Origin of the sequence: Lutimaribacter pacificus (genome assembly GCF_900142185.1) — a bacterium.
GTDB lineage: Bacteria > Pseudomonadota > Alphaproteobacteria > Rhodobacterales > Rhodobacteraceae > Lutimaribacter > Lutimaribacter pacificus.
On the sequence record NZ_FQZZ01000006.1, the window covers coordinates 234,436 to 258,846 of the forward strand.

At 64.9% G+C, this 24,411-nt stretch carries 24 protein-coding genes; 17 read left to right on the top strand and 7 right to left on the bottom strand.

The features are described 5' to 3' along the window. Window positions 1-8 precede the first annotated feature (8 nt). Both F3H87_RS15955 and hemN read right to left on the bottom strand, forming a co-directional pair. On the bottom strand, window positions 9-905 hold the full coding sequence (locus F3H87_RS15955) for an endonuclease/exonuclease/phosphatase family protein (RefSeq protein ID WP_149787186.1): 897 nt from the start codon (window positions 903-905) through the stop codon (window positions 9-11). Window positions 906-916: 11 nt separating this feature from the next. Further along, complete coding sequence (gene hemN, locus F3H87_RS15960; RefSeq protein WP_149787185.1) at window positions 917-2,272, bottom strand: oxygen-independent coproporphyrinogen III oxidase; 1,356 nt, start codon at window positions 2,270-2,272, stop codon at window positions 917-919. A gap of 64 nt (window positions 2,273-2,336) precedes the next feature. Here hemN and fnrL point away from each other — a divergent pair, with 64 nt between their 5' ends. The 3 genes from fnrL (at window position 2,337) to F3H87_RS15975 (ending at window position 4,743) form a co-directional block, all read left to right on the top strand. After that, window positions 2,337-3,083: a transcriptional regulator FnrL gene (gene fnrL, locus F3H87_RS15965; protein WP_149787184.1), complete on the top strand. Its 747-nt coding sequence runs from the start codon at window positions 2,337-2,339 to the stop codon at window positions 3,081-3,083. 70 nt (window positions 3,084-3,153) lie between these two features. After that, window positions 3,154-4,431, top strand: a complete 1,278-nt coding sequence (locus F3H87_RS15970; RefSeq protein ID WP_149787183.1) for a flavin-dependent oxidoreductase — start codon at window positions 3,154-3,156, stop codon at window positions 4,429-4,431. Window positions 4,432-4,488: 57 nt separating this feature from the next. Then, complete coding sequence (locus F3H87_RS15975) at window positions 4,489-4,743, top strand: GlsB/YeaQ/YmgE family stress response membrane protein (RefSeq protein WP_149787182.1); 255 nt, start codon at window positions 4,489-4,491, stop codon at window positions 4,741-4,743. Window positions 4,744-4,871: 128 nt separating this feature from the next. On the opposite strand, the gene F3H87_RS15980 is transcribed toward F3H87_RS15975, so the two are convergent. Next, window positions 4,872-5,711, bottom strand: coding sequence for a universal stress protein (locus F3H87_RS15980; RefSeq protein ID WP_149787181.1), 840 nt, complete (start codon window positions 5,709-5,711; stop codon window positions 4,872-4,874). A gap of 223 nt (window positions 5,712-5,934) precedes the next feature. On the opposite strand from F3H87_RS15980, the gene ccoN reads away from it, so the two are divergent. From ccoN to ccoS, 9 genes are all read left to right on the top strand, one after another. Then, on the top strand, window positions 5,935-7,539 hold the full coding sequence (ccoN, locus tag F3H87_RS15985) for a cytochrome-c oxidase, cbb3-type subunit I (protein ID WP_149787180.1): 1,605 nt from the start codon (window positions 5,935-5,937) through the stop codon (window positions 7,537-7,539). 14 nt (window positions 7,540-7,553) lie between these two features. Next, entirely contained in the window at window positions 7,554-8,282 is a 729-nt protein-coding gene (ccoO, locus tag F3H87_RS15990) for a cytochrome-c oxidase, cbb3-type subunit II (protein WP_149787179.1), read from the top strand. Window positions 8,283-8,293: 11 nt separating this feature from the next. After that, window positions 8,294-8,485 carry a cbb3-type cytochrome c oxidase subunit 3 gene (locus F3H87_RS15995; RefSeq protein ID WP_149787178.1) on the top strand — a complete coding sequence of 64 codons (192 nt, stop codon included), beginning with the start codon at window positions 8,294-8,296 and terminating at the stop codon, window positions 8,483-8,485. A gap of 3 nt (window positions 8,486-8,488) precedes the next feature. Further along, complete coding sequence (gene ccoP / locus F3H87_RS16000; RefSeq protein ID WP_149787177.1) at window positions 8,489-9,373, top strand: cytochrome-c oxidase, cbb3-type subunit III; 885 nt, start codon at window positions 8,489-8,491, stop codon at window positions 9,371-9,373. Window positions 9,374-9,737: 364 nt separating this feature from the next. Then, entirely contained in the window at window positions 9,738-10,244 is a 507-nt protein-coding gene (locus F3H87_RS16005) for an acyloxyacyl hydrolase (protein ID WP_149787176.1), read from the top strand. Window positions 10,245-10,405: 161 nt separating this feature from the next. After that, complete coding sequence (ccoG, locus tag F3H87_RS16010; RefSeq protein WP_394852153.1) at window positions 10,406-11,869, top strand: cytochrome c oxidase accessory protein CcoG; 1,464 nt, start codon at window positions 10,406-10,408, stop codon at window positions 11,867-11,869. Continuing rightward, complete coding sequence (locus tag F3H87_RS16015; protein WP_149787174.1) at window positions 11,869-12,327, top strand: FixH family protein; 459 nt, start codon at window positions 11,869-11,871, stop codon at window positions 12,325-12,327. Before ccoG ends, F3H87_RS16015 begins: the two co-directional genes overlap by 1 nt. A gap of 16 nt (window positions 12,328-12,343) precedes the next feature. Beyond that, on the top strand, window positions 12,344-14,530 hold the full coding sequence (locus tag F3H87_RS16020; protein WP_149787173.1) for a heavy metal translocating P-type ATPase: 2,187 nt from the start codon (window positions 12,344-12,346) through the stop codon (window positions 14,528-14,530). Window positions 14,531-14,537: 7 nt separating this feature from the next. Continuing rightward, entirely contained in the window at window positions 14,538-14,696 is a 159-nt protein-coding gene (gene ccoS, locus F3H87_RS16025; protein ID WP_149787172.1) for a cbb3-type cytochrome oxidase assembly protein CcoS, read from the top strand. A 140-nt stretch (window positions 14,697-14,836) separates the two neighbouring features. Here the strand turns inward: ccoS and F3H87_RS16030 are convergent, their stop codons facing one another. Then, window positions 14,837-16,219, bottom strand: coding sequence for a D-alanyl-D-alanine carboxypeptidase family protein (locus F3H87_RS16030; RefSeq protein ID WP_149787171.1), 1,383 nt, complete (start codon window positions 16,217-16,219; stop codon window positions 14,837-14,839). 267 nt (window positions 16,220-16,486) lie between these two features. Further along, window positions 16,487-17,188, bottom strand: coding sequence for an HAD family hydrolase (locus tag F3H87_RS16035; protein ID WP_149787170.1), 702 nt, complete (start codon window positions 17,186-17,188; stop codon window positions 16,487-16,489). A gap of 87 nt (window positions 17,189-17,275) precedes the next feature. On the opposite strand from F3H87_RS16035, the gene clpS reads away from it, so the two are divergent. The 5 genes from clpS to F3H87_RS16060 all read left to right on the top strand — a co-directional run bounded on the left by clpS (window position 17,276) and on the right by F3H87_RS16060 (window position 21,612). Beyond that, the gene (gene clpS / locus F3H87_RS16040) at window positions 17,276-17,614 is read left to right on the top strand and encodes an ATP-dependent Clp protease adapter ClpS (RefSeq protein WP_149787169.1); all 339 of its coding nucleotides are present in this window, start codon (window positions 17,276-17,278) and stop codon (window positions 17,612-17,614) included. Window positions 17,615-17,669: 55 nt separating this feature from the next. Next, complete coding sequence (locus F3H87_RS16045) at window positions 17,670-18,617, top strand: class I SAM-dependent methyltransferase (RefSeq protein WP_149787657.1); 948 nt, start codon at window positions 17,670-17,672, stop codon at window positions 18,615-18,617. 40 nt (window positions 18,618-18,657) lie between these two features. Further along, entirely contained in the window at window positions 18,658-19,458 is an 801-nt protein-coding gene (locus F3H87_RS16050) for an SDR family NAD(P)-dependent oxidoreductase (protein WP_149787168.1), read from the top strand. A 67-nt stretch (window positions 19,459-19,525) separates the two neighbouring features. After that, window positions 19,526-20,413, top strand: coding sequence for an oxygen-dependent coproporphyrinogen oxidase (gene hemF / locus F3H87_RS16055; protein WP_149787167.1), 888 nt, complete (start codon window positions 19,526-19,528; stop codon window positions 20,411-20,413). Between the two features lie 149 nt (window positions 20,414-20,562). Then, window positions 20,563-21,612 carry a cytochrome-c peroxidase gene (locus F3H87_RS16060; protein ID WP_149787166.1) on the top strand — a complete coding sequence of 350 codons (1,050 nt, stop codon included), beginning with the start codon at window positions 20,563-20,565 and terminating at the stop codon, window positions 21,610-21,612. Window positions 21,613-21,672: 60 nt separating this feature from the next. Here F3H87_RS16060 and F3H87_RS16065 read toward each other — a convergent pair whose 3' ends face one another. Then, window positions 21,673-22,374: a response regulator transcription factor gene (locus F3H87_RS16065; protein ID WP_149787165.1), complete on the bottom strand. Its 702-nt coding sequence runs from the start codon at window positions 22,372-22,374 to the stop codon at window positions 21,673-21,675. Beyond that, window positions 22,371-24,293 carry a hybrid sensor histidine kinase/response regulator gene (locus F3H87_RS16070; protein ID WP_223228087.1) on the bottom strand — a complete coding sequence of 641 codons (1,923 nt, stop codon included), beginning with the start codon at window positions 24,291-24,293 and terminating at the stop codon, window positions 22,371-22,373. Before F3H87_RS16070 ends, F3H87_RS16065 begins: the two co-directional genes overlap by 4 nt. Between the last annotated feature and the right edge of the window lie 118 nt (window positions 24,294-24,411).

The window sequence follows — 24,411 nt, forward strand, 5'->3', positions numbered from 1 at the left end:
GGGCCCCGTCACCCCAGCGGCAGGTCGATCACCAGCGCGGCGTGATCGCTGGCATGGGGCCGGTGGTGGCCCACCTGCGGCAGGTGCAGACCGGCATGGCGCGCGGCCTCCAGCGACAACCCCTCGCGGTGCAGTTCCGGCACGGCACCGGCGCAGGCGCGGGCCAGCGCCGGGCTGGCCAGCATCCCGTCGGACCGCCAATAGATATCGTCCCACGGGTCATGCGCCGACCAGCGCGCGCCTTGCGGCAGTCGCGCCATCAGATCGACCGAGAACGGCGGCAGGATCGGCGCGGTTGCCGGGTCGTCCGCCGGGTGCGCGGGATCGTTCAGGTCGCCCAGGATCAGCCACATGTCGCGGCCCCGCGCCTGAACCAGGTGTCGCACGGCCAGCGCCTCGTGCCGGCGCACGGGCCATGCGGCGGCGGGGTCGGGATAGGGCGCCTTGAAATGGCAGATGAACAGCGTCAGCGTGTCGAACCCGACCTCAAGGCAATCACGGCGAAAGACCGGCGTGTCGGGATGCACGCCGGGCGGGGCCGCAAGGCCCAGATCGGCCGGGCGCAAATCGGCATGGCTGGATACCGCAACGGGCGCGACACGGCTGAGCAGCGCCACGTCCTGCCCGCGCCCGTCATTGCCGGGCAGGCAGATCCGGTGCGGATAGGGCGGCACGCCCGCGGGCAGCAGAAAGGCGTCGTGGAAATGATCCAGCGTGTCCCGGTCGAACACCTCCTGCAGGGCCAGCACGTCGGCGTTCAGCGCGGCGATCACCTGCGCGCCCAGCCGCCGGTCGATCCGGTCGGCCCAGGCATCGGGGCTGTCGGGCGTGTCGCGGTCATGCGCACCATCCAGAACCCCGCCGCGCAGGCGCAGGTTCTGGATGTTGAAGCTGCCGATGCGCATCGGCCCGGCCCCTAGATGGCCGAGCTGTGGCCAGCCTTGCTCAGGTCGTAGGCGTCGAAGGCGCGGGCGATCATGCGGGTCAGCGGCCGGGCCTCGACGGGCACGTCCAGCCCCGCCTCGGTCACCTTGAGAAGCCCGTCGAACTCGGCCGCGATGCGTTTGAACTCGGCCGTCAGGTCGGCGCGGTCGATGCCGAAGCGGCTGGTGATCTCACCCGCGTCGATGCGGAAATCGCACATCAGCGCCTCGATCATCCGCGACCGCATCAGGTCTTCGCCACTGAAGGCATGGCCCCGCGCGGTCGAGAAGCGCCCGTCGCGGATCGCCGCCGTATGCACCGATGTGGCCGAGGCGTTCTGCGCATACCCCTGCGGAAAGCGCGAGATCGACGAGGCGCCGACCCCGATCAGCACATCCGCCGGATCGTCGGTATAGCCCTGGAAATTGCGCCGCAGCCTGCCGGCGCGCAGCGCCCGCGACAGCCCGTCCTCGGGGCGGGCGAAATGGTCGATGCCGATCTCGTCGTAGCCGTCCCAGATGAACAGCCGCCGCGCGGTCTCGAACAGGTCCAGCCGCTCCTGCGGGGTGGGCAGCGCGTCCGACGGGATCAGTTGCTGGCGCTTGGCCATCCACGGCACATGCGCATAGCCGTAAAGCGCCACGCGGTCGGGGTTGAAGGACAGCAGTTTCTGCACGGTTTCGGTGATGCGCACCCCGGACTGGTGCGGCAGGCCGAACAGGATATCGGCGTTCAGGCTTTGCACCCCGCGCTCGCGGATCATGTCGACAGCCTGCCGGGTCACGTCATAGCCCTGGATACGGCCGATCGTCTTCTGGATTTCGTCGTCGAAATCCTGCACCCCGATCGAGGCGCGGTTCATCCCGGCGGCGGCCAGCACGTCCAGCCGTTCGGCGTCGATCTCGTTCGGGTCGATCTCGACCGAGAATTCGGCCTCGTCCGACAGCGGCGCGATGTCGAAGATCGAATCGGTCAGTTCGCGCATCATGTCGGGCTTCAGCAGGGTGGGTGTGCCGCCGCCCCAGTGCAGCCGCGACAGTGTGACGCCCCGCGGCAGCGCCGCGCCCAGCATCGCCAGTTCGGATTTGAGTGTTTCGAGATATGCGCGCACCGGCTCGTCGCTTTGCGTGCCCTGGGTGCGGCAGGCGCAGAACCAGCACAGGCGGCGGCAAAACGGGACATGCACGTATAGCGAGATACGGGAACCGGGCTCTATCGCGCGGATCCAGTCGGCAAAATCGGTGGGGCCGATCACGGACGAGAAATGCGGCGCCGTCGGATAGCTTGTGTATCGCGGCACCTTCGCGTCAAACAGTCCCAGTTTTGCAAGTTGCGTTTTCTTGGCCATAAGCCTAGCCTGTAAGGCAGGACACGAGGGTCATCCTTGACCCAGATCAAGCGCGCGAACACATATGTTGAATGAAGATACCAAAACGGTTGCCCACGACTGTGGCGACTGCCCTATTCGCCATAGGGCTGTATGCGCACGGTGCGAAACCGACGAATTGGAACGGCTTGAGGAAATCAAGTACTACCGCAATTTCGAAGCCGGCCAGACGATCATCTGGTCGGGCGACCGGATGGATTTCGTCGGTTCGGTCGTGTCGGGTATCGCCACGCTGACGCAGACGATGGAGGATGGCCGCACGCAGATGGTGGGCCTGTTGCTGCCCAGCGATTTCGTGGGCCGCCCGGGGCGCGACGGGTCGCCCTATGACGTGGTGGCCACGACCGACATGGTGATGTGCTGTTTCCGCAAGAGACCGTTCGAAGAGATGATGGTCGCCACCCCGCATATCGCGCACCGGCTGCTTGAGATGACGCTGGACGAACTGGATGCCGCGCGCGAATGGATGCTGGTGCTGGGCCGCAAGACCGCGCGCGAAAAGATCGCGTCTCTCCTGTCGATCATCGCGCGGCGCGACGCCACGCTGAACCTGCAACCGGCGCAGAACCGGCTGGTGTTCGACCTGCCCCTCACGCGTGAGGCGATGGCCGATTACCTGGGTCTGACGCTGGAAACCGTCAGCCGCCAGATTTCGGCGCTGAAACGCGACGGCGTGATCGAGCTTGAGGGCAAGCGCCACGTCACCGTCCCCGATTTCAGCCGCCTGCTGGACGAGGCGGGCGACGACACCGATGGCGGGCTGCTGGTCTGACGCGCGCCTGCGCATTTGCGGATTTCGCCATAGTTGCTAAACACCTGCCAAACAGGTGAAGGCCCGGGATATGACGACCCCCCATGTATTGATCGCCGGCGGCGGCATTGCCGGCCTGTCCCTTGCGCTGACGCTGCACCAGGTCGGTGTGCGCTGCACGGTTTTCGACTCCGTGCCGGTGCTGCGCCCGCTGGGCGTGGGCATCAACCTGCAACCCAATGCCGTGCGCGAGCTTTACGATCTCGGAATCACCGGCGATGCGCTCGACCGTGTCGGCCTGCCCGCGCGCGAATGGGCGCTGGTCGGGCGCAACGGCAACGATATCTATGCCGAACCGCGCGGGCTGCTGGCGGGCTATAACTGGCCGCAATACGCGGTGCATCGCGGGCAGTTGCAGATGCTGCTGTATGACAAGGTGGTTCAGCGGCTGGGCGCCGATGCGGTGCGGCTGGGGCAGCGTGTCACCGGCTATGCGCAGGATGGCGATAGCGTGACCGCAATGCTGGCTGACGCCGAAGGCCGGGAAAGCCGGACCACCGGCGCGCTGCTGATCGGGGCGGACGGGCTGCATTCGGCCATTCGCGCCCAGATGCATCCCGACCAGCCGCCGATCCGGTGGGGCGGGGCGATCCTGTGGCGCGGCGTGACGCGGGCGAAACCCATCCGCACGGGATCGTCTTTCGTGGGGCTGGGCACGCACAAGCACCGGATGGTGATCTATCCGATCTCGCACCCCGATTCCGACGGCATGGCCACGATCAACTGGATCGCGGAACAGACCTTCGACAATTCCGCCGGCTGGGAAGGCGACTGGAACAAGAAGGTCTCGGTGCAGGATTTCGTGCATCATTTCGAGGGCTGGAATTTCGACTGGCTCGACGTGCCCGCGCTGATCCGTGGCGCGGACGAGGTCTATGAATACCCGATGATCGACCGTGACCCGGTGCCGACCTGGGTGGACGGGCGCGTGGCGCTGATGGGGGATGCGGCGCATGTGATGTATCCCACCGGGTCGAACGGGGCGAGCCAGGCGATCATCGACGCCCGCGCGATCGGGGCGGAAATGCTGGCGCATGGCGTGACGGCGCAGGCGCTGGCCGCCTATGACGCGCGGCTGTGCCGGCCGGTGTCCGACCTGATCCTGCGCAACCGCGGGGCCGGGCCGTTCGGGATGCTGAACATCGTGGACGACCGCTGCGGCGGGGAGTTCGACGATATCGACGATGTCTTTCCTGCGGCCGAGCGCGCCGAATTCATGGCCGGTTACAAGACGGCGGCGGGCTTTGCCATCGAGGCGCTGAACGCTGCGCCGCCGACAATCGCGCCGGGCGCGCGCGTGACATCCTGAATTGCACGGGCGGCCGGGTCGTGACACTCTCGGGGCTGCACAATAATGGAGCATCGCATGGGCGTGGAAAGCATACTGGCCATTCTGATCGTCGGGGCCATCGCCGGATGGCTTGCGGGCAAGATCATGCACGGCGGGGGCTTTGGCTTGCTGGGCAACATCGTCATGGGCATCGTCGGTGCCTTCGTCGCGGGGCTGATCCTGCCGGCGGTGGGGCTGAATATCGGCGGCGGTTTCATCGGGTCTGTGATTAACGCCACCATCGGGGCCGTGATCGTTCTTTTCGTGATCCGCATGATCAAGCGGGCCTGACGCCAGGACATTTGCCTGTTCAGAGCCCTGCTACGACCTTTGAGGCGCACCCGGCCGGAACAGCCATCCCGAACGACAACGCCCCGCAGTTTCCTGCGGGGCGTTTCTTGCAAGCTCCTGGCGCCCGCTCAATGCGACATGAATACCGGCACCTCGGCCTGTTCCAGCATATAGCGTGTTGCGCCGCCCAGGATCGCCTCGCGGAAGCGCGACTTGCCATAGGCGCCCATCACGACCAGCTCGGCTTCGATATCCTTGGTGTGGCGCAGCAGCACGTCCGACACCCGCGGCATGGTCTTGGACAGCACGTCGATCTCGGCCTTGACGCCGTGGCGCGAGATGTATTGCGACAACAGCCCGCCGGGGTCCGAGCGGTTCGGCCCGTGGGTCGGCGGGTCGATCACCACCACGTGCACCGACTCGGCGGCGCGCAGCATCGGCAGGGCGGCCCGCGCCGCGCTCAGCGCCTCGGCGCTTTCGTTCCAGGCCAGCACGATCTTTTTCGGCGCGGTCACCTCGGTCTTTTCGTCGGGAACGACCAGAACCGGCGTGCGCCCCTCGAACAGCGCCGCCTCAAGCACCGGCTCCAGTTCGACCCCGCGGCCATCGCCATAGGGGCGCGGCAGCACCACGAGGTCGGAAAACCGTGCCCGGGCTGCAACATGCCGGCCGATATCGGCCAGTTGCGCCACGCCGTTCTCGGTGCTCCAGCGCACGTCCCACGGGCTCAGAACCTCGCGGGCGCGGGCTTCGACGGCCTCGGCCTCTTCCTGCGCGCGGGTAATGCTTTCCTGCAGAATCATGGCGTTGGCACCGGCGTAGTAATAGCCGGTCTGGCTACGGTCGACGCCCATGCACAACGCTTCGAGATGGGCATCGTTCATTTCGGCCAGCCTGGCCGCTTGCGACAGGACAGGGCCTGCCAAGGATTCGTCGGTAAGGACTGAAAACAACGACTTGTAGGCCATATCGGTCTCCTTCGATTGTGACAGGGCGCGGCAAACGCACCCTGCTTGCCTGGTTACCCTAACCTGCGGACAACAACAGATTCCTTGATGCTGGTCAAAAAAACCGCAAGCCGCCTTTGATGCAGATCAAGGCACGCGATGCCCGCGCGCCCCATTAAGCGGACAGTCTAAACCTATCCGCGCAGCCTCACGAATCGCGCGGGGACAGACGAAGGGACGCAAAATGGTTAACTACTTCAAGCTGATCGTGCTTGGCCTGATCGCGCTTTTCGCGCTGATCGCGGCCAATTACGCGCGCGATCTGGCATATCTCGTCAATGCGCTGACCGTGGCACTTGCCGCGGCCGGGCTGTTTCTGTGGACGCTGCGCCGCACGGACGAGCCTGTGCCGAATGTCGATCTTTCGGGTGAATACATGGACGGCGTCGTGCGCGCCGGGGTCATCGCCACGGCGCTCTGGGGGGTCGTCGGGTTCCTCGTCGGTGTGACGATCGCCTTTCAGCTTGCCTTTCCGCAGCTCAATTTCGAATGGGCGCAGGGCTATCTGAATTTCGGCAAGTTGCGCCCCCTTCACACTTCGGCAGTGATTTTCGCCTTTGGTGGCAACGCGCTGATCGCCACCTCGTTCTACGTCGTGCAGCGCACCAGCGCGGCGCGGCTGTGGGGCGGCAACCTGGCGTGGTTCGTGTTCTGGGGTTTCCAGCTTTTCATCGTCCTGGCCGCAACCGGTTATATCCTCGGGGCAACGCAATCCAAGGAATACGCCGAGCCTGAATGGTATGTCGACTGGTGGCTGACCATCGTCTGGGTCTGTTACTTCCTGGTGTTCGTGGGCACCATCGTGAAACGGAAAGAGCCGCATATCTACGTCGCCAACTGGTTCTACCTCAGCTTCATCATCACCGTGGCGATGCTGCATATCGTCAACAACCTGTCGATCCCGGTGTCGATCTTCGGCTCGAAATCGGTGCAGGTCTTTGCCGGTGTGCAGGACGCCATGACGCAATGGTGGTATGGCCACAACGCTGTGGGCTTCTTCCTGACCGCGGGCTTCCTGGGGATGATGTACTACTTCGTCCCGAAACAGGCCGAACGGCCCGTCTTCAGCTATAAACTGTCGATCATCCACTTCTGGGCGCTGATCTTCATCTACATCTGGGCCGGTCCGCACCACCTGCACTATACCGCGCTGCCCGACTGGGCCTCGACGCTGGGCATGGTGTTCTCGATCGTGCTGTGGATGCCGTCCTGGGGTGGCATGATCAACGGCCTGATGACGCTGTCGGGCGCGTGGGACAAGCTGCGCACCGATCCGATCATCCGCATGATGGTGATCTCGGTCGGCTTCTACGGCATGTCGACCTTCGAAGGGCCGATGATGTCGATCCGCGCGGTGAACTCGCTGTCGCACTATACCGACTGGACGATCGGCCACGTGCATTCCGGCGCGCTGGGCTGGAACGGCATGATCACCTTCGGCGCGCTCTACTTCCTCGTGCCGCGCCTGTGGAACCGCGAGCGGCTCTATAGCCTCAGCCTGGTGTCCTGGCACTTCTGGCTCGCCACCATCGGCATCATCCTCTACGCCGCCTCAATGTGGGTGACCGGCATCATGGAGGGCCTGATGTGGCGTGAAGTGGATGCAAACGGCTTCCTCGTGAACTCGTTCGCCGACACCGTGGCCGCCAAGTTCCCGATGTATGTGGTGCGTGGCCTGGGTGGGGTGCTCTACCTCATCGGTGGCGTCATCATGTGCTACAACCTCTGGATGACCGTCAAGCGTTCGCCGGCTGTGGAAGCCACGAACCAGATGGTCCCGGCTGAATAAGGAGGGCCGGAGAGATGGCAATTCTCGATAAACACACGATCCTTGAGAAGAACATCACGCTTCTTTCGATCTTCGCCTTCCTTGTGGTCACCATCGGCGGCATCGTGCAGATCGCCCCGCTGTTCTGGCTGGAAAACACGATCGAGGATGTAGAGGGCATGCGCCCCTACACCCCGCTCGAACTGGCCGGGCGCGATATCTACGTCCGCGAGGGCTGCTATGTCTGCCACAGCCAGATGGTGCGCCCGATGCGGGACGAGGTGGAACGCTACGGCCATTACAGCCTTGCGGCCGAATCGCAGTACGACCATCCGTTCCAGTGGGGCTCCAAGCGGACCGGGCCCGACCTTGCGCGCCTCGGCGGTCGCTATTCGGACGAATGGCATGTCGACCACCTGCGCGACCCGCAATCGGTGGTGCCGGAATCGGTGATGCCGAAATACGGCTTCCTCGAAAACCGCATGATCGACGGCCGGTATATCGCGGACGTGATGTCCACCCACGCGCTGCTTGGCGTTCCCTACTCGGACGAGATGCTGGAAAACGGCGCCGGGGACTTTGCTGCGCAGGCCGACCCGGACAGCGACTATGACGGTCTGCTTGAGCGCTATGGTGAAAGTGTGAACGTGCGCAATTTCGACGGCCAGCCCGGAATCTCCGAGGCCGACGCGCTGATCGCATACCTGCAAATGCTGGGCACGCTGGTCGATTTCTCGACCTTCACGCCCGACGAAAGCCGGTAAGGGAGGGGACGATGGACACATATTCCCTTCTCCGCGAGATCGCTGACAGCTGGGTTCTGCTTGCGATGTTCGCCTTCTTCGTAGGGGTGGTGATCTTTGCCTTCCGCCCCGGCGCGACGAAGGTCTACGACGACGTGGCAGACATCCCGTTCCGGCACGAAGACAAACCCGCCCCGCAAGGCGGCCGGCCCGAGGAGGCTTGATCCATGGCACAACAACCCAAGAAAAAGCAGGATGTCGAAACCACGGGCCATGAGTGGGACGGCATCGAGGAATACAACAACCCCCTCCCGCGCTGGTGGCTCTGGATCTTCTACGCCACGATCGTCTGGGCCATCTGGTATACCATCGCCTATCCGGCATGGCCGGGTATCAGGTCGGCGACGACCGGGTATCTCGGGTTCTCGACCCGTGCCCAGGTGGCCGAGAATATCGCCGAGTTCGAAGCGCGGCTTGAGCCGATGAACGCCAGGCTGGCAGCCGCCGACCTGAACGGGATTCGCGGAGATTCCGAGCTGGAGGGCTACGCCGTTTCGGCCGGGGCCGCCGTCTACAAGACGTGGTGCGCACAATGCCACGGGTCGGGTGCGGCTGGCGCCAAGGGCTATCCCAACCTGCAGGACGACGCCTGGCTCTGGGGCGGCACGATGGAGGATATCCATTACACCGTCAGCCACGGCATCCGCAACGAGGACGATCCCGACGCGCGCTATTCCGAAATGCCCGCCTTCGGCCGCGATGAGCTGCTGACCGGGGAAGAGGTCGAGCAGGTCGTGAATTACGTCATGTCGCTGTCGCCGGTGAACCCCCCGGTCGACGCCTCGCTGGTCGAAGCCGGCGCCGAGGTGTTCGAGATCAACTGCGCCTCCTGCCACCTGGAAGACGGCACCGGCGACCGGTTCCAGGGCGCACCGAACCTGACCGACGCCATCTGGCTTTATGGCGGGGATTACGATGCCATTCGTGAAACGGTCTGGAACGCACGTTTCGGCGTGATGCCCCCGATGGGCGGCGCCGACCTGAGCGAGGCCGAAATTCGCGCCGTGGCCACCTATGTTCACCAGCTGGGTGGCGGCGAGGCCCCTGAATAAGAATACCCGCGGGCGCAAGCCCGCGGGTTCGGCACCGGCCCTTCCGTCCTGTTCGCGCGTTTCCTGGAAGGCCGGTGCCACCTTTTTCCCCGGTGGCGGTTGATGGCGTCAAGCCTTAACCGCCGCCGGTTTCGTTTTTTCCGATACACGCCTGTTTCCGCCGGCCGGGGCATCCCGGGCGGGAATGTTGCGCGAAAACGCCCTTCGGTGTAGCCTGGTCTGCGGGGAAGAGCATCCCGGCGTAACCGGTGATCTTTCAGCGTGCATGGTCGATTCTCCGATGCGCGCCGCGAGTTTTTAAAGGAATTTTTGCTCGACACTTTTCGACCCGGGGCCCGTCCGGCCCGGGCTTCGGGGTGATCGGATGTTTGCAGGATTTCTGTTTTCCAGTCTGCTTTTTCTGTCCACCATCCAGGCCGTCACGGCGGGCGAGATTGTTATTGGCATGGGTGCCGACGACATTCTCGATTCGAACCGGGACCATGCCAACGGCGCTTTCGCCGGGCTGGTCGAGCTTCACCTGGAGCCGTTCGCCCGTGTTGCGGGGTTCGATCTGGCGCCGATGGCAACGCTCCAGTTCGACAATCACGGCGATTACTATGCCGGTATCGGCTTTTACGTGTTTCGCAGGCTTGGCCGCGCGCGGCGCTGGATGATCGAAGCCAGCCTGGCGGGCGGCATCCTGCGCGAGAGAAGCACGCGGTTCGACATCGACGACGATTTCCGCTTTCGCAGCTCGATCGGTTTCGGCTTCGACATCTCGCCACGTGCTCGGATGAGCCTGACGCTCGATCACATCCTCGACGAGTCGTTGCGAAACCAGGACCCGGGCAGCGAGACGATATTCATCCGATACACGCGGAAATACTGATTTCCCGCGATTTTCCCGGCCCGCCACGGGGCATCGGGACACCGCCACCGGCCAGCCACGATATGCCGCACTGACTCCGCCCGCCTGCGTAAATAGATGTGTTTCAGACTCAAAATTGACACAGGTCAATGAGCCTGCCGCCCCCGGTTGACACAAGGGGCATGACGCAATCCTTACGACGGAGTGATTCCGTGTCCGACACGCAGCCCGACGCCCCCGGCCTCTATGCCGCGCGGGAACCGATCTTTCCCAAGCGGGTCAGCGGCAAGTTCCGCAATCTCAAATGGATCATCATGGCGATCACGCTGGGTATCTACTACCTGACGCCATGGATTCGCTGGGACCGGGGCCCGAACCTGCCTGACCAGGCGGTCCTGATCGACCTTGCGAACCGCCGCTTCTTCTTCTTCTGGATCGAGATCTGGCCGCATGAGTTCTACTTCATCGCCGGCCTGCTGGTGATGGCGGGGCTGGGTCTGTTCCTGTTCACCTCGGCCATGGGCCGGGTCTGGTGCGGCTATACCTGCCCGCAAACCGTCTGGACCGACCTCTTCATCCTTGTCGAACGCTGGATCGAGGGCGACCGCAACGCCCGCCTGCGCCTGCACCGGCAAAAGAAATGGGATGTCCGCAAGGTGCGGCTGCGTCTGACGAAATGGATCGCCTGGCTGCTGATCGCGCTGGCCACCGGCGGGGCCTGGGTGTTCTATTTCACCGACGCGCCCGGTTTGCTGGTCGATCTGGTGACGGGCAACGCCCATCCGGTCGCCTATACCACGATCCTGATCCTGACCGGGACGACCTTTGCCTTCGGCGGTTTCGCGCGCGAACAGATCTGCATCTACGCCTGCCCCTGGCCGCGCATCCAGGCCGCCATGATGGACGAGGATACGCTCACCGTCGCCTACCGCTCCTGGCGGGGTGAGCCGCGCGGCAAGCACCGCAAGGCCGAGGGCGCCGAGGAGCTGGGCGATTGCATCGACTGCATGGCCTGCGTCAACGTCTGCCCGGTGGGCATCGACATCCGCGATGGCCAGCAGCTTGAATGCATCACCTGCGCGCTGTGCATCGACGCCTGCGACGACATCATGGAAAAGGTCGGCAAGCCGCGCGGCCTGATCGACTACATGGCGCTGACCGACGAGGTCGCGGAACGTGCGGGCAACCCGCCAAGGTCGGTGTGGAAACACATCTTCCGCCCGCGCACCGTCCTTTACACCGCGCTCTGGTCGCTGGTGGGTGTGGGGCTTGTCGTGGCCCTGTTCATCCGCTCCGATATCAGCGTCACGGTGGCGCCGGTGCGCAACCCGACATTCGTCACCCTGTCCGACGGCACGATCCGCAACACCTATGACGTGCGCCTGCGCAACCAGCATGGCGAGGAACGCCCGTTCGAGATCACGATCGCCGGCCACCCGGACCTGAGCGTGCAGCTCGAAGGCACGGATGACGGCCGGGTCATGGTGCCGGCGGATACCACGCAGTTGCAGCGCGTCTACGTGCTGGCGCCGCCGAATTCCGAGCCCGCGGAAAGCGAACGCTGGGATATCCGCATGTGGGTCGAAGACACCTCGAACGGCGACCGCGTCTACAAGGACACGATCTTCAACGGGAGGGCAAACTGATGGCCGGACGCCAGATCACGGGCCGCCAGGTCTTTTTCGGATTCGTCGCCTTCTTCGGCGTTATCATCGCGGTCAACATCGTCATGGCCTACAGCGCCATTTCCACCTTTCCGGGGCTCGAGGTCCGCAACGGCTATGTCGCCAGCCAGAGCTTTGACGAACGCCGCGCCGCGCAACAGGCACTGGGCTGGTCGGCGCGGGTCGAGGTGAATCAGGGCCGCCTGTCGGTCGCCATCACCGATGCCGAGGGACGCCCCGTGCAGGCCGGCAAGGTGCAGGCGCTGGTGGGCCGGCCCACCTCGAACCGCGACGATTTCACGCCCGAACTGGTGTTCAACGGCCGCGTCTACGAAGCGCCCGTTGAACTGGGCGGCGGCAAATGGATTCTGCATCTCAAGGCACAGTCGCTGGCCGGTGAACCGTTCGAGCAGCGCCTTGACGTGCATGTAAACTCCTGACGAAAGGCAAACGGCCATGACCGCCACGATGCGCCCCAACATGTCGGCCTGTCCCGCCTGTTCCGCCGCTCCCGCGGCCGAGGCGCTGGCCGATGCGGCCGCGGTCAGGAACGCGCGCATCGCCCTTTCCCTGCCGACGATCCACTGTTCGGCCTGCATCACGGCGGTCGAGGATGCGCTGAACGCTTATCCCGGCGTGCAGGAGGCGCGGGTCAACCTGACCATGAAACGCGCCAGCATCCAGGCCGACCCCGACGTGATGCCCGACGACCTGGTGCGCGCGCTGGCCGGTATCGGATACGAGGCGCATGAGCTGGACGCCGGCACGCTGTCGGCCACCGAAACCGACAAGGCCGGGCGCGAACTGCTGATGCGGCTGGCGGTGGCCGGTTTCGCGTCGATGAACGTGATGCTGCTGTCGGTCTCGGTCTGGTCGGGGGCGGCGGATGCCACGCGCGACCTGTTCCACTGGATTTCGGCCTTCATCACCATGCCGGTCATCGTGTTCTCGGGGCAGCCGTTTTACCGCAACGCCTGGGCGGCGCTGCGGCACGGGCGGCTGAACATGGATGTGCCGATCACGCTGGCCATCGTGCTGGCGGTGGTGACCTCGCTTTGGGAAACGTCGCTGTCGGGCGAACATGCCTATTTCGACGCGGCGCTTGCGCTGACGTTCTTCCTGCTGGCGGGCCGCTATCTCGATCACCGCACCCGCGCCATCGCCCGGTCCGCGGCCGAGGAACTTGCCGCGCTCGAAGTGCCCCGCGCCTGGGTGCTGCGCGACGGGCAAGAGGTGCAGGTGCCCGCCGCACAGGTCGCCGTGGGCGACCTGATCCGCGTCCGCCCCGGCGGGCGGATGCCGGTGGACGGCGTGATCACCGACGGTGTGTCGGAACTCGACCGCTCGCTTCTGACCGGTGAAACCCTGCCCGTTTTCGCCGAACCGGGCCGCGACGTGTCGGCGGGCGAGGTCAACCTGACCGGGCCGCTGACGATCCGCGCCACGGCGGTCGGCGAACAGACCTCGCTGCACCGCATGGCCGATCTGGTAGCCATCGCGGAATCCGGGCGCTCACGCTATACCTCGCTGGCCGACAAGGCGGCCAAGCTCTATGCGCCGGGCGTGCATATCCTGTCGGCGCTCAGCTTCGTCGGCTGGTATCTCTATACGTGGGACGTGCGCACCGCGCTGAACATCGCGGCGGCGGTTCTGATCATCACCTGCCCCTGCGCGCTGGGCCTTGCCGTGCCGGCGGTGACGACCGCCGCCAGCGGGCGGCTGTTCCGCCGCGGTATGCTGATCAAGCATTCCACCGCGCTGGAACGCCTGGCCGAGGTCGATACCGTGGTGTTCGACAAGACCGGCACGCTGACGCAGGGCACACCGGAACTGACCAACCTGGCCGATCACGCCGCCAGCGACCTGCAAATCGCCGCAGCCCTTGCCGCGGCCTCGTCGCATCCGCTGTCGCGCGCCATCGTCACCGCTTGCGATGCGGCGGATGTGATGCCCGCCGAGATAAGCGATATCCGCGAGCTGCCCGGTTATGGCACCCAAGGCGTGTGGCAAGGCATGACAGTGCGGCTGGGCCGCGCCGCATGGGTCGGGGCCGAGGCGCGTTCGGAAACCACCGCATGGCTGCGCATCGGCGATGAACGCCCGCGCGCCTTTATCTTCGCCGACGCCCTGCGCCCCGGCGCGGCCGAGGCCGTGCGCGCCCTGCGCGATGCCGGGCGCGAGGTCATCCTGATTTCCGGCGACACCACCCCGGCGGTCGAGGCGCTGGCGAAACGGCTGGGCATCGCCCAGTGGATGGCCGAGGCATTGCCCACCGACAAGGTCACCCGCATCACAAGGCTGACCGAACAGGGCCGTCGCGTGCTGATGGTGGGCGACGGTCTGAACGACACCGCCGCGCTGGCCGGCGCGCATGTGTCGATCTCGCCTGCCTCGGCGCTCGATGCCGCGCGGGTGGCGTCGGACATCGTTCTTCTTGGCGGAGATCTGTCGCCGATACCCGACGCTCTCGTCACTGCCCGCAAGGCCACGCGGCGCATCCGCGAGAATTTCCGCATCGCCACGATCTACAACATCATCGCGGTGCCGCTGGCGGTGGCGGGGCTCTGCTCGCCGCTGATCGCGGCCTTGGCCATGTCGGCCAGTTCGATTACCGTGTCGCTGAACGCATTGCGGCTGAGGTGACGCGCTGATGGAAGTTCTGGCCTATCTCATCCCCATTTCGCTGATCATGGGCGGGATCGGCCTGTTGTTCTTTGTCTGGACCGTCAAGACCAACCAGTATGACGACCCCGAAGGCGACGCGCGCCGCATTCTGTCAGACAAGTACGACGACAAGCCCAAGCAGTAGCGGCGGGGTGGGGCGCTGCGCCGCGCCCAGTCGGAAATTGCCCTGGGCTGCCTTTCACCGCACAAAAGAAAACCGCGCGGTTCAAGGGTGAAACCGCGCGGTTTTGGTATATTCAGTGGACAACCGAATATACGCAAGCGTCAGCCTGGAGGTGGGCCGACCATGAAACATGTCACCTGCCGGGCCTGCAGGCGGCGGCAGGCAAGGTCCGCCGTTTCCCGCGTAAGGCCCAGGAAATTCGCGTCGAATCCGGCGCTGCGCTGAACCACCTTGCGCAGGCTGCCATCCAGCGTATCCATTTCCAGAAGCGCGGTCTGCAACAGCACCCTTTCCGCCTTGTAACGGCTGGAATAGCGGCCCACGTTGATGCCCCAGTGCCGCCCGCCCGAGGTGGACACACGGGTCACGACCTCGCGCTCGGTGGCCGGCGCAACCGCTTGTTCGGCAATGGTTTTCGGGCGGATGCGCGGCGTGATGCTGGCGCTTGGCGCGACCGAGGCCAGCGTCACGTTTTCCGGTATGTCGGGTGCGGGCGCCGCTGTGTCGGGCGCGGGCGTGCTGACCTCCTGCGCCTCTTCCAATGCCTGCTTGATGTCGTCCTGCATCGCCACCAGCATAGGTGCGGGTTCCTCGGTGCTGCCAGGGCGCAGTTTGGGGCGCAGGCTTTTCTTCACCGCCGTCAGGATGCGGATCGTTTTGCCCGCGGCGCCGGATTCGGCGGTATATGTGGGTTTCTCGGGCTTGCGCGCCGCCACCTGGTTGGGTGCCCGACGGAACCCCATATCCAGCAATTCCGCCACGCGCGCATTGCGCCAGGCCGAGGACTGGCCGCCGAACACGGTTGCGATCACGCGTTCGTTGCCGCGTTCGGCCGAGGCCACGAGGTTGAACCCGGCGGCGCGGGTGTAGCCCGTCTTGATGCCATCGGCCCCCTTGTAGGCGGCCAGAAGGCGGCGGTTCGTGTTGGCGACCTCGCGCACGCCGGCATCGGTCGAGCGGCGGGAGAACAGGTTGTAATATTGCGGATAGTCATACAGCAGATGCCGCCCCAGCGTGGTCATGTCGCGGGCGGTCGACAGGTGGCCCTCGGTGGTCAGGCCGTGCATGTTCCTGAAGGTCGTGCGCGACATCCCCAGCGCCTTGGCGGTGCGGTTCATCCGTTGGGCAAAGGCGGCTTCGGAGCCTTCGATCGCCTCGCCGATGGCGGTGGCGGCGTCGTTGGCCGATTTCACCGCTGCCGCCCGGATGAGGTAGCGCAGCTTGATCCGCTGGCCGGATTTCAGCCCCAGCTTGCTGGGCGGTTCGGCCGCGGCGTTCGCCGAGACGCGCACCATCGTATCGAGGCTGATCTCGCCCCGTTCGACGGCTTCGAACGCGATGTAGAGGGTCATCATCTTGGTAAGCGATGCCGGGTGCAGCCGCGTATCCGCGTTGCGCGAATGCAGAACCTCGCCTGTGCGTGCGTCGATCACCATCGCGGCATAGGGGGCTGCCACCGCACTGAGCGGGACAACGATGAACATCCATACCGCTGCGATTAAATACAGGCCCAAACGGCCCGGCGTCCACTGCCGATCCTTCACGATCACTGCCTTCTCTGCCTCAAAGCCGCCGGTTTTCCGGTCTGGCGTTCTTCTTGCTCTTGTCAAAATCCTATCACAAGAAGCTGCACCTTTAAAGTGTTCATTTCACATAGAATTTCGCCCATGCAGGCGGCGCGGAACGGAATATGTTGGGGGTGCGGGCGGCTGCACCCCCAAGACTGTCGATTGTGGCGGGAATGTGGCGCGCTACCCGATCGCGCGGACAAGCGATGCAAGCGCCCCGAGATCGGGCAGTTCACGATAGCGCGCAGCCTGTTCCGGGGCGTCGGCATGTTCGATTTCCCAGGTCAGCCCGTGGGGCACGTAAACGCCCCAGCCGCCGGCCTCGATCGCGGGGACGACATCGGATTTCATCGAGTTGCCCACCATCATCGCATGGGCGGCGCCATCGCCGTGCCGGTCGAAAATCGCGTGATAGACCGGCGGGGTCTTGGCGCTGACGATCTCGACCCCGTCGAACATTTCGCCCAGGCCTGATTGCGCAAGTTTACGTTCCTGATCCAGAAGGTCGCCCTTGGTGATCAGCAGGACGCGGTGGGTTTCGGCCACGGCCGCCACCGCCTCGGCCGCGTGCGGCAGCAGCTCGATCGGGTGGCGCAGCATGTCCTGCCCGGCCTCGATCAACTCGCGGATGACGGGGGCGGGCACGCGGTCTTCGGTGACGTCGATGGCGGTTTCGATCATCGACAGGACAAAGCCTTTGATGCCGAATCCGTAATGGGCGATGTTGCGCTTTTCCGCCGCCAACAGCCGCCCGGCAAGGTGGTCGGGATCGGCATAGTCGGCCAGAAGCTCCTGAAACCGGGCCTGCGTGAGTTTGAAGAAGCGTTCGTTATGCCACAGCGTGTCGTCGGCATCGAAGCCGATGGTGGTCAAATTCCGCGTCATTGCGGGGCCTTTCCCGGTCAACCCTTTTCTAACACCGTTCGAACGATATATAGACAGGCCGAAGCCTGAAACCGGAAAAGCGATGTGATGACCGATTGGCCCGAAAAGATGTCTGACAAGGAAGACGGCGACGGCCATGCCGAAGTTGTCGTCAAGACGCGGCCAAAGACGCAGCGGCCGCCGCTTTACAAGGTGCTGATGCTGAATGACGATTATACGCCGATGGAATTCGTCGTTCACGTTCTGGAGCGGTTTTTCGGTATGAACCACTCGCAGGCGTTCGAGATCATGCTGACCGTGCACAAGAAGGGGCTGGCCGTTGTGGGCGTTTTCAGCCACGAGATCGCCGAGACCAAGGTGACGCAGGTGATGGATTTCGCCCGGCAGCACCAGCATCCGCTGCAATGCACGATGGAGCGGGAATAAGGCGCCCGTGACTCATCCCCGGTTCAGCCTTGCGCGTGATGCGCGTCTGTTCGACATGCCCGATACCGGCGATGTGGCGGTGTTCGGCGCCGTGGCCGGTGTCGATCTGTCCGACCTTCCGCAGGACCGGCTGGTGATCGTGTCGCCCCTTCGCACCGATCACGAGGCGTGCGAACGTGCCGGTTTGCGGGTGGCGCTGGACCGGCCCGAGGCGCCGGTTCTGTCCATCGTCATCCTGCCCCGCGCCAAGGCGCTGGCGCGCGGCCTGATCGCCACGGCCATCGCGGCGACGGACGGGCCGGTGGTCGTTGACGGGCAAAAGACCGATGGCGTGGACAGTATCCTGAAAGACTGCCGCAAGCGCGGTGAGTTGGGCGAGGTGATCGCCAAGGCCCATGGCAAGCTGTTCGTGCTGCGCGGGGATGCCGCGGATTTCGCCGATTGGGCGCTGCCCGATACACCGCGGGATGTGGGTGAGGGGTTCGTTACCGTGCCCGGCATCTTTTCGGCGGACGGGATCGACCCGGCCTCGCGGCTGCTGGCCGACAACCTGCCGGCGCGGCTGGGCAAGACGGTGGCCGATCTGGGCGCGGGCTGGGGATACCTGGCGCGGCGGGCGCTGGAGCGGGACGAGATTGCCGAGCTGCACCTGGTCGAGGACGACCACACCGCGCTGGATTGCGCGCGGCGCAACGTCACCGATCCGCGCGCGCGGTTTCACTGGGCCGATGCGACGCGCTGGCGGCCGGATCAGCCGCTGGACGCGGTGATCATGAACCCGCCCTTTCACACCGGCCGCACCGCCGAGCCCGCGCTGGGCCAGGCGTTCATCGCCAACGCGGCGGCCTGCCTTGCCCCGCACGGGCGGCTTTGGCTGGTGGCGAACCGGCACCTGCCCTATGAGGCAACGATCGCCCGGCATTTCGCCCATTGCGAGGAAATCGCCGGCGACAACCGGTTCAAACTGCTGGCCGCGCACAGGCCCACTCGTCACAAGCGGTAGCATCCACTAATCTGGTCGATCAGAATCACGAGGGGTTTCGATGTCCTTTTCCATCGCCGGCAAGACCGCCATCGTCACCGGGGCCGCCAATGGCATCGGCCTCGCCATCGGCAAGCATTTCGTCGACAAGGGGGCGAATGTCGTCTTCGCCGACATGGACGAGGAGAAGCTGATCAAGGAGATCGGTCAGGACGCCGATGGCAGCAACATGCGTTACTTCGCGGGCGACCTGCGGCAGAAGCTGACCGTCGCCAACCTGCTGTCGGCCACGATAGACGCGTTCGACCGGGTGGATATCCTGGTCAACGGGTCGCGTCAGGTGATCGCGGCAGACCCGCTGAACCCCGATGACGACGCGATGGAGATGCTGCTGGAACAGAACCTGCTGACCTCGCTGCGGTTGAGCCAGCAGGTCGCCAGACGCATGATCAAGCAGGCCGAGGGGCAGGAGGAAGGCACCGCCGGTACCATCGTGAACCTGTCGTCGATCGCGGCGCGGCGGTCGAACCCGCAACTTATGGCCTATTCGGTGTCGACCGCGGCGCTGGACCAGATGACACGCTCGCTGGCCGTGGCGCTGGCGCCGCACCGGATCCGGGTCAACGCGGTGGCGTTCGGCTCGGTCATGTCGAACAGCCTGAAGGGCACGCTGAAGGAACATTCCGATTATCGCTCGGATATCGAGGGGCACACCCCGCTGGGCCGGATCGCGGCGCCGGGCGAGCTGGCTGAGGCGGTGCATTACCTGGCGTCCGACGGGTCGGGCTTCATGACCGGGCAGATCATGACCGTGGATGGCGGGCGCACCCTGCTGGACCCGGTGGCCGCGCCGGCGCATTGATCGCCGGGGCCTTGGGGTTGAACCCCGTTAAAAGACCATGATTCCTGGCCGGAAAGGGAGAGCTGCCATGACCGATTTCGCCGCCGAAAAGGACCGGGCAAGCGGATGGTTCCGCCAGTTGCGGGACGAGATCACCGCCGCCTTCGAGGGGTTGGAGGACAGTCACACCGAAGGCCCGTTCTCAGACATGGCGCCGGGTCGGTTCGAGGTGACCGAAACCACGCGCCAGTCCGACGACGGATCGGATGCCGGCGGCGGGTTGATGAGCGTGATGCGCGGCGGCCGTGTGTTCGAAAAGGTGGGGGTGAACATCTCGACCGTGTACGGGACATTGGGCGAGGCCGCGCAAAAGGCGATGGCGGCGCGCGGCGTGCCCGGTATCGAACAGAACCCGCGGTTCTGGGCCAGTGGCATTTCGCTGGTCGCGCATATGCAGAACCCGCATTGCCCGGCGGTGCACATGAACACGCGCATGTTCTGGACCCCGAACGCCTGGTGGTTCGGCGGCGGGTCCGACCTGAACCCCTGTATCGAGTATGACGAGGACACGGCCCATTTCCACGCCACGCAAAAGGCATATCTCGATCCGCATGGCGCCGACTGGTACCCGAGGCTCAAGGCCTGGGCCGACGAGTATTTCTATATCCCGCATCGCAAGCGGGCACGGGGTGTCGGCGGCATTTTCATGGACGATCAGAACTCGGGCGACTGGGCGGCGGATTTCGCGCTGACGCAGGATATCGGGCGGGCGTTCCTGCCGGCCTTCGTGCCGCTGGTGGAAAAGCGACGCGTTCAGCCATTCACCGAGGGCGACAAGGACACGCAGCTTATCCATCGCGGGCTTTATGCGGAATACAACCTTGTCTACGATCGCGGCACCAGGTTCGGCCTGGCGACGGGGCACGATGCGAATGCGGTTCTGATGAGCCTGCCGCCGATGGCCAAGTGGCTTTGACAAAAGTCATTTACTTGTTAAGCCTATGAAACCACGGGAAAAGTGGCTTAGAATTGATCCAGATCAACGCTTTGAGAACCTCTTGTCGCTAGTTTTGATTCGAAACGGGGACGCGTAATTTGCCAATAGGGGCACAGGAGGCCCAAGCCATGAAACTCAGGACACTACTTTTTTCGACCTCTGTAGCCGTGATCGCTGCTCAGGCCGCCAGCGCGAATGAGGAGTTGCGCGAATGGGCCGCAGAGACGTTCGCACCGCTGCCTTCGACCATTCCGGCGCTGAACGAAAACCCGGTGACGCCCGCAAAGATCGACCTCGGCAAGGCGCTGTTCTTCGATCCGCGCATGTCGGCTTCGGGTGTGTTCTCCTGTAACTCGTGCCACAACCTTGCCACCGGCGGGGATGACAACATGCCCACCTCGATCGGGCATGGCTGGCAGAAGGGTCCGCGTAACTCGCCCACCGTGCTGAACTCGGTGTTCAACACCGCGCAGTTCTGGGATGGCCGCGCCGCCGACCTTGCGGAACAGGCAAAGGGCCCGGTTCAGGCCGGGGTCGAAATGGCCAACACGCCGGACAACGTGGTCGCAACGCTGAATTCCATGCCGCAATACGTGGACTGGTTCAAGGCGTCCTTCCCGGACGAGGCCGATCCGGTCACCTTCGACAACTTCGCCAAGGCGATCGAGGCCTATGAGGCCACGCTGATCACGCCCGCACCCTTCGACGCATGGCTGAACGGTGACGACAACGCGCTGAACGCCGAACAACTGGCCGGTCTGGAACTGTTCCTGGATAAGGGCTGCACGACCTGCCACAACGGCGTGAACATCGGCGGCAACGGGTACTTTCCGTTCGGCCTGATCGAGAAGCCCGGTGCCGACATCCTGCCCGAGGGCGACAAGGGCCGTTTCGCGGTGACCGAAACCGCGGATGACGAATACGTCTTCCGGGCCGCACCGCTGCGCAACATCGACCAGACGGCGCCGTATTTCCACTCGGGCCTCGTGTGGGACCTGAAGGTTGCCGTGCAGATCATGGCCGAAAGCCAGCTTGGCGAAGAACTGACCGATCAGGAGGCCGATCAGATCGTGGCCTTCCTCGGCACGCTGACCGGCGACATGCCCGAAGTCACCTATCCGATGCTGCCGGTGGAAACCGCCACCACGCCGCGTCCGACGGGTGAGGTGATGCCGTAAACGAACGAAAGGGGTTTGCGTCCCTGACTGGCGCGCGCGGAGTGATCCGCGCGCGCTTTTTCACATCCAGGTCACATCGCCCAGAAAGATGTAGCCCGCGCCATATATCGTCTTGATCAGGCGGGGATTCCTGGGATCTTCGCGCAGTTTCGTGCGCAGCCGCGAGATGCGCACATCCATCGCCCGGTCGAAACTTTCACCCGCCGCGCCGCCCAGCGTTTCCTGCATCACCGCGCGCGAGATCAGCCGCTTCGGCCGTTCGAGGAACAGGCGCAGCACCTCGCCCTCGGCATGGGAAAACGGGGTCTGCTCGCCGCTTTCGCTGGTCAGGGTGTAGCTGTCGAAACAGGCCGTCCAGCCGTTGAACCCGGCGCGGTTGCCGGTTTGGGCCGCGGGCCGGTCGCGCCGCAGCCGGGCACGGATGCGCGCCACCACCTCGGCCGGGTCGAAGGGTTTGATGATGTAGTCGTCCGCCCCAAGCTCCAGCCCGGTCACGCGGTCCTGCACCTGCGCGCGGCCCGAGATGATGATGACCGTCGCGCCCTGTTCCAGCGCCAGCCGGTGCACCAGTGTCAGCCCGTCCCTGTCGGGCAGGCTGAGATCCACAAGGCACACGTCGGGGGTGCGGGTTTTCAGCGCGGCCTCGAATTCGGTCGCCCGGCCAAAGCTCATGGTGCGGAACCCCGCTTCTTCCAGCGCGTCGGCCAGCATCGTGCGGATCGCCGGTTCGTCATCCAGGATCGAGACAAGCGGTTGCGTCATGGCGTGGTCCCCCGGGTGGACAGGAATGCGCCCAGTTCGCGCGCGGAAAAGGGTTTGCGCAGAACAGGGGCCTGCGTCAACGCCCTGGCATGCAGCGGGTGGTCGGGCGGAAGCGAGGTCATCAGGATGATCGGCGGCGCCTGTTCGGGCAGGGCCGCGATCAGGTCCAGGCCCGTGGCGTCGCCTTCGAGCGAGATATCGGACAGGATCAGCGAGATATCGGACAGTTCGTCCAGCAGGATCAGCGCCTCTTCCACCGAGGCGGCCTCGATCACGGTGTGGTCGAGATCGGTCAGCATGGCGCGGATGCCCTCGCGCAGGTCGGCGCTGTCCTCGACCAGCAGGACCAGCCCGGGCGCGACCGGCGCGGGCGCGGGGCGCAGCGGCAGGCGCAACGTGACCTGCGCACCGCTGTCGGTATTGGACAGCCGCACGCGGCCGCCCGCCAGTTTCGAGGTGTCGTAGACCATGGCAAGCCCCAGCCCGGACCCCTCGCCGCCCTTGGTGGAAAAGAACGGCTCCAGCGCGTGTTCGAGCGCGTTGTCGGAGAATCCCGGGCCGGTATCGGTGACCGTGAAATCGGCCCAGGTGTTCTGGACCGGCGTGATCGTCAGGGTGATCCGCCCGGCCTCGCCCATCGCATCGCGGGCGTTGAGAAACAGGTTCAGCAGCGCGTCCTGCAACATCCCGGAATCGAGCATCAGCCGGTCGCGTTCGAGCATGTTCAGGATAGTAAGCCGCATCGCCGGGGGCAGGGCAGGCGCGGCCAGCGTTTCCAGGTCGCGCAGCAACGCGCCCAGGCCGGTCGGTTGCGGCACCCATTCGCGTGCGCCGGTGATATCGCCGATCCGCGTCAGCAACGTGCCACCGCGATGCGCGGCGCCCAGCGTGGCGCTGACCAGTTCGCGCGCCTCGGGCGGCAGGCCGATCCGTTGCAGGCGCGACTGGCTGCCGAGGATGATCGTCAGCAGGTTCGAGAAATCATGCGCCATCCCGCTGGTCAACTGCGCGGCCATCTCGCGCCGGCGGGTCTGTTGCAGGGCGGATCGCGCCTGCGTTTCCTCGGTGATGTCGGTGGACAGGATGTAGACGCCGGCGATGTCGCCATTCGCATCCCGATCGGGGGTAAAGGCCGTGCGGATACGCCGGGACGTGCCTTCATGCGTGAATTCGAAGGTCGAGGGCCGACCTTCGAACGCGGCTTCCAGCTTGGGGCGGATATGGCCATAGGCCTCTTCGCCCAGAGCCTCGCGGATATCCAGCCCCCGGAGTTCCTCGGGGCGGCCGGGCAGGATCGAGTTCAGGCGCCGGTTGGAGAAGGTATAGGTCATGTCGCGGCCGACATGGGCGATATGGGCCGGCATCATCTCGGTGGTCAGGCGGGTGCGGGCCTCGGTCTCGGTCAGCTGGCGCTTGGCCTCTTCCAGTGCGGCGATGGTGCTGGCAAGCTGGCGGTTGGTGGCCGACAGTTCCTCGGCGTATGCCAGCACCTTGTCGCTCAGCTCTTCCGAGCGGGCGCGCAGCAGCGCCTCCTGGTTCTTGGTCTGGGTTATGTCGGTATAGACGGTGATCCAGCCGCCCTCGGGCAGGGGCGCGCCCTCGACGCTGATGACCCGGCCGTTGGCGCGGGTGCGTTCCATGTAATGCGGCTCGAACGCGCGGGCTTGCTCGACGCGGAAGCGCACGGCCTCTTCGACATCGTCGATGGGGCCGTATTCGCCGCGTGTCACCTGGTGGCGGATCGTGTCCTCGAACGTGGCGCCGGGTTCGGTCAGATGCGGGGGAAGGTCGAACATCTCGCGGAACATGCGGTTGCCGACCACCAGCCGCAGGCGGTTGTCATAGATCGACAGCGCCTGCTGGATCAGGTTCAGGCCGGCCATCATCATGGCGGCGCTATGGGGTGTGTCCTGTGGCATGTCGTTGCCTTTCGCCTGCCTTGCGATAGCACCGCCCGGCCCCGGCGGCAAAGGCTGCTGTGGGGTTGTTACAATTCGATAGGATTTAGAAATGATCACGAAAAAGTTGACGCAGAGC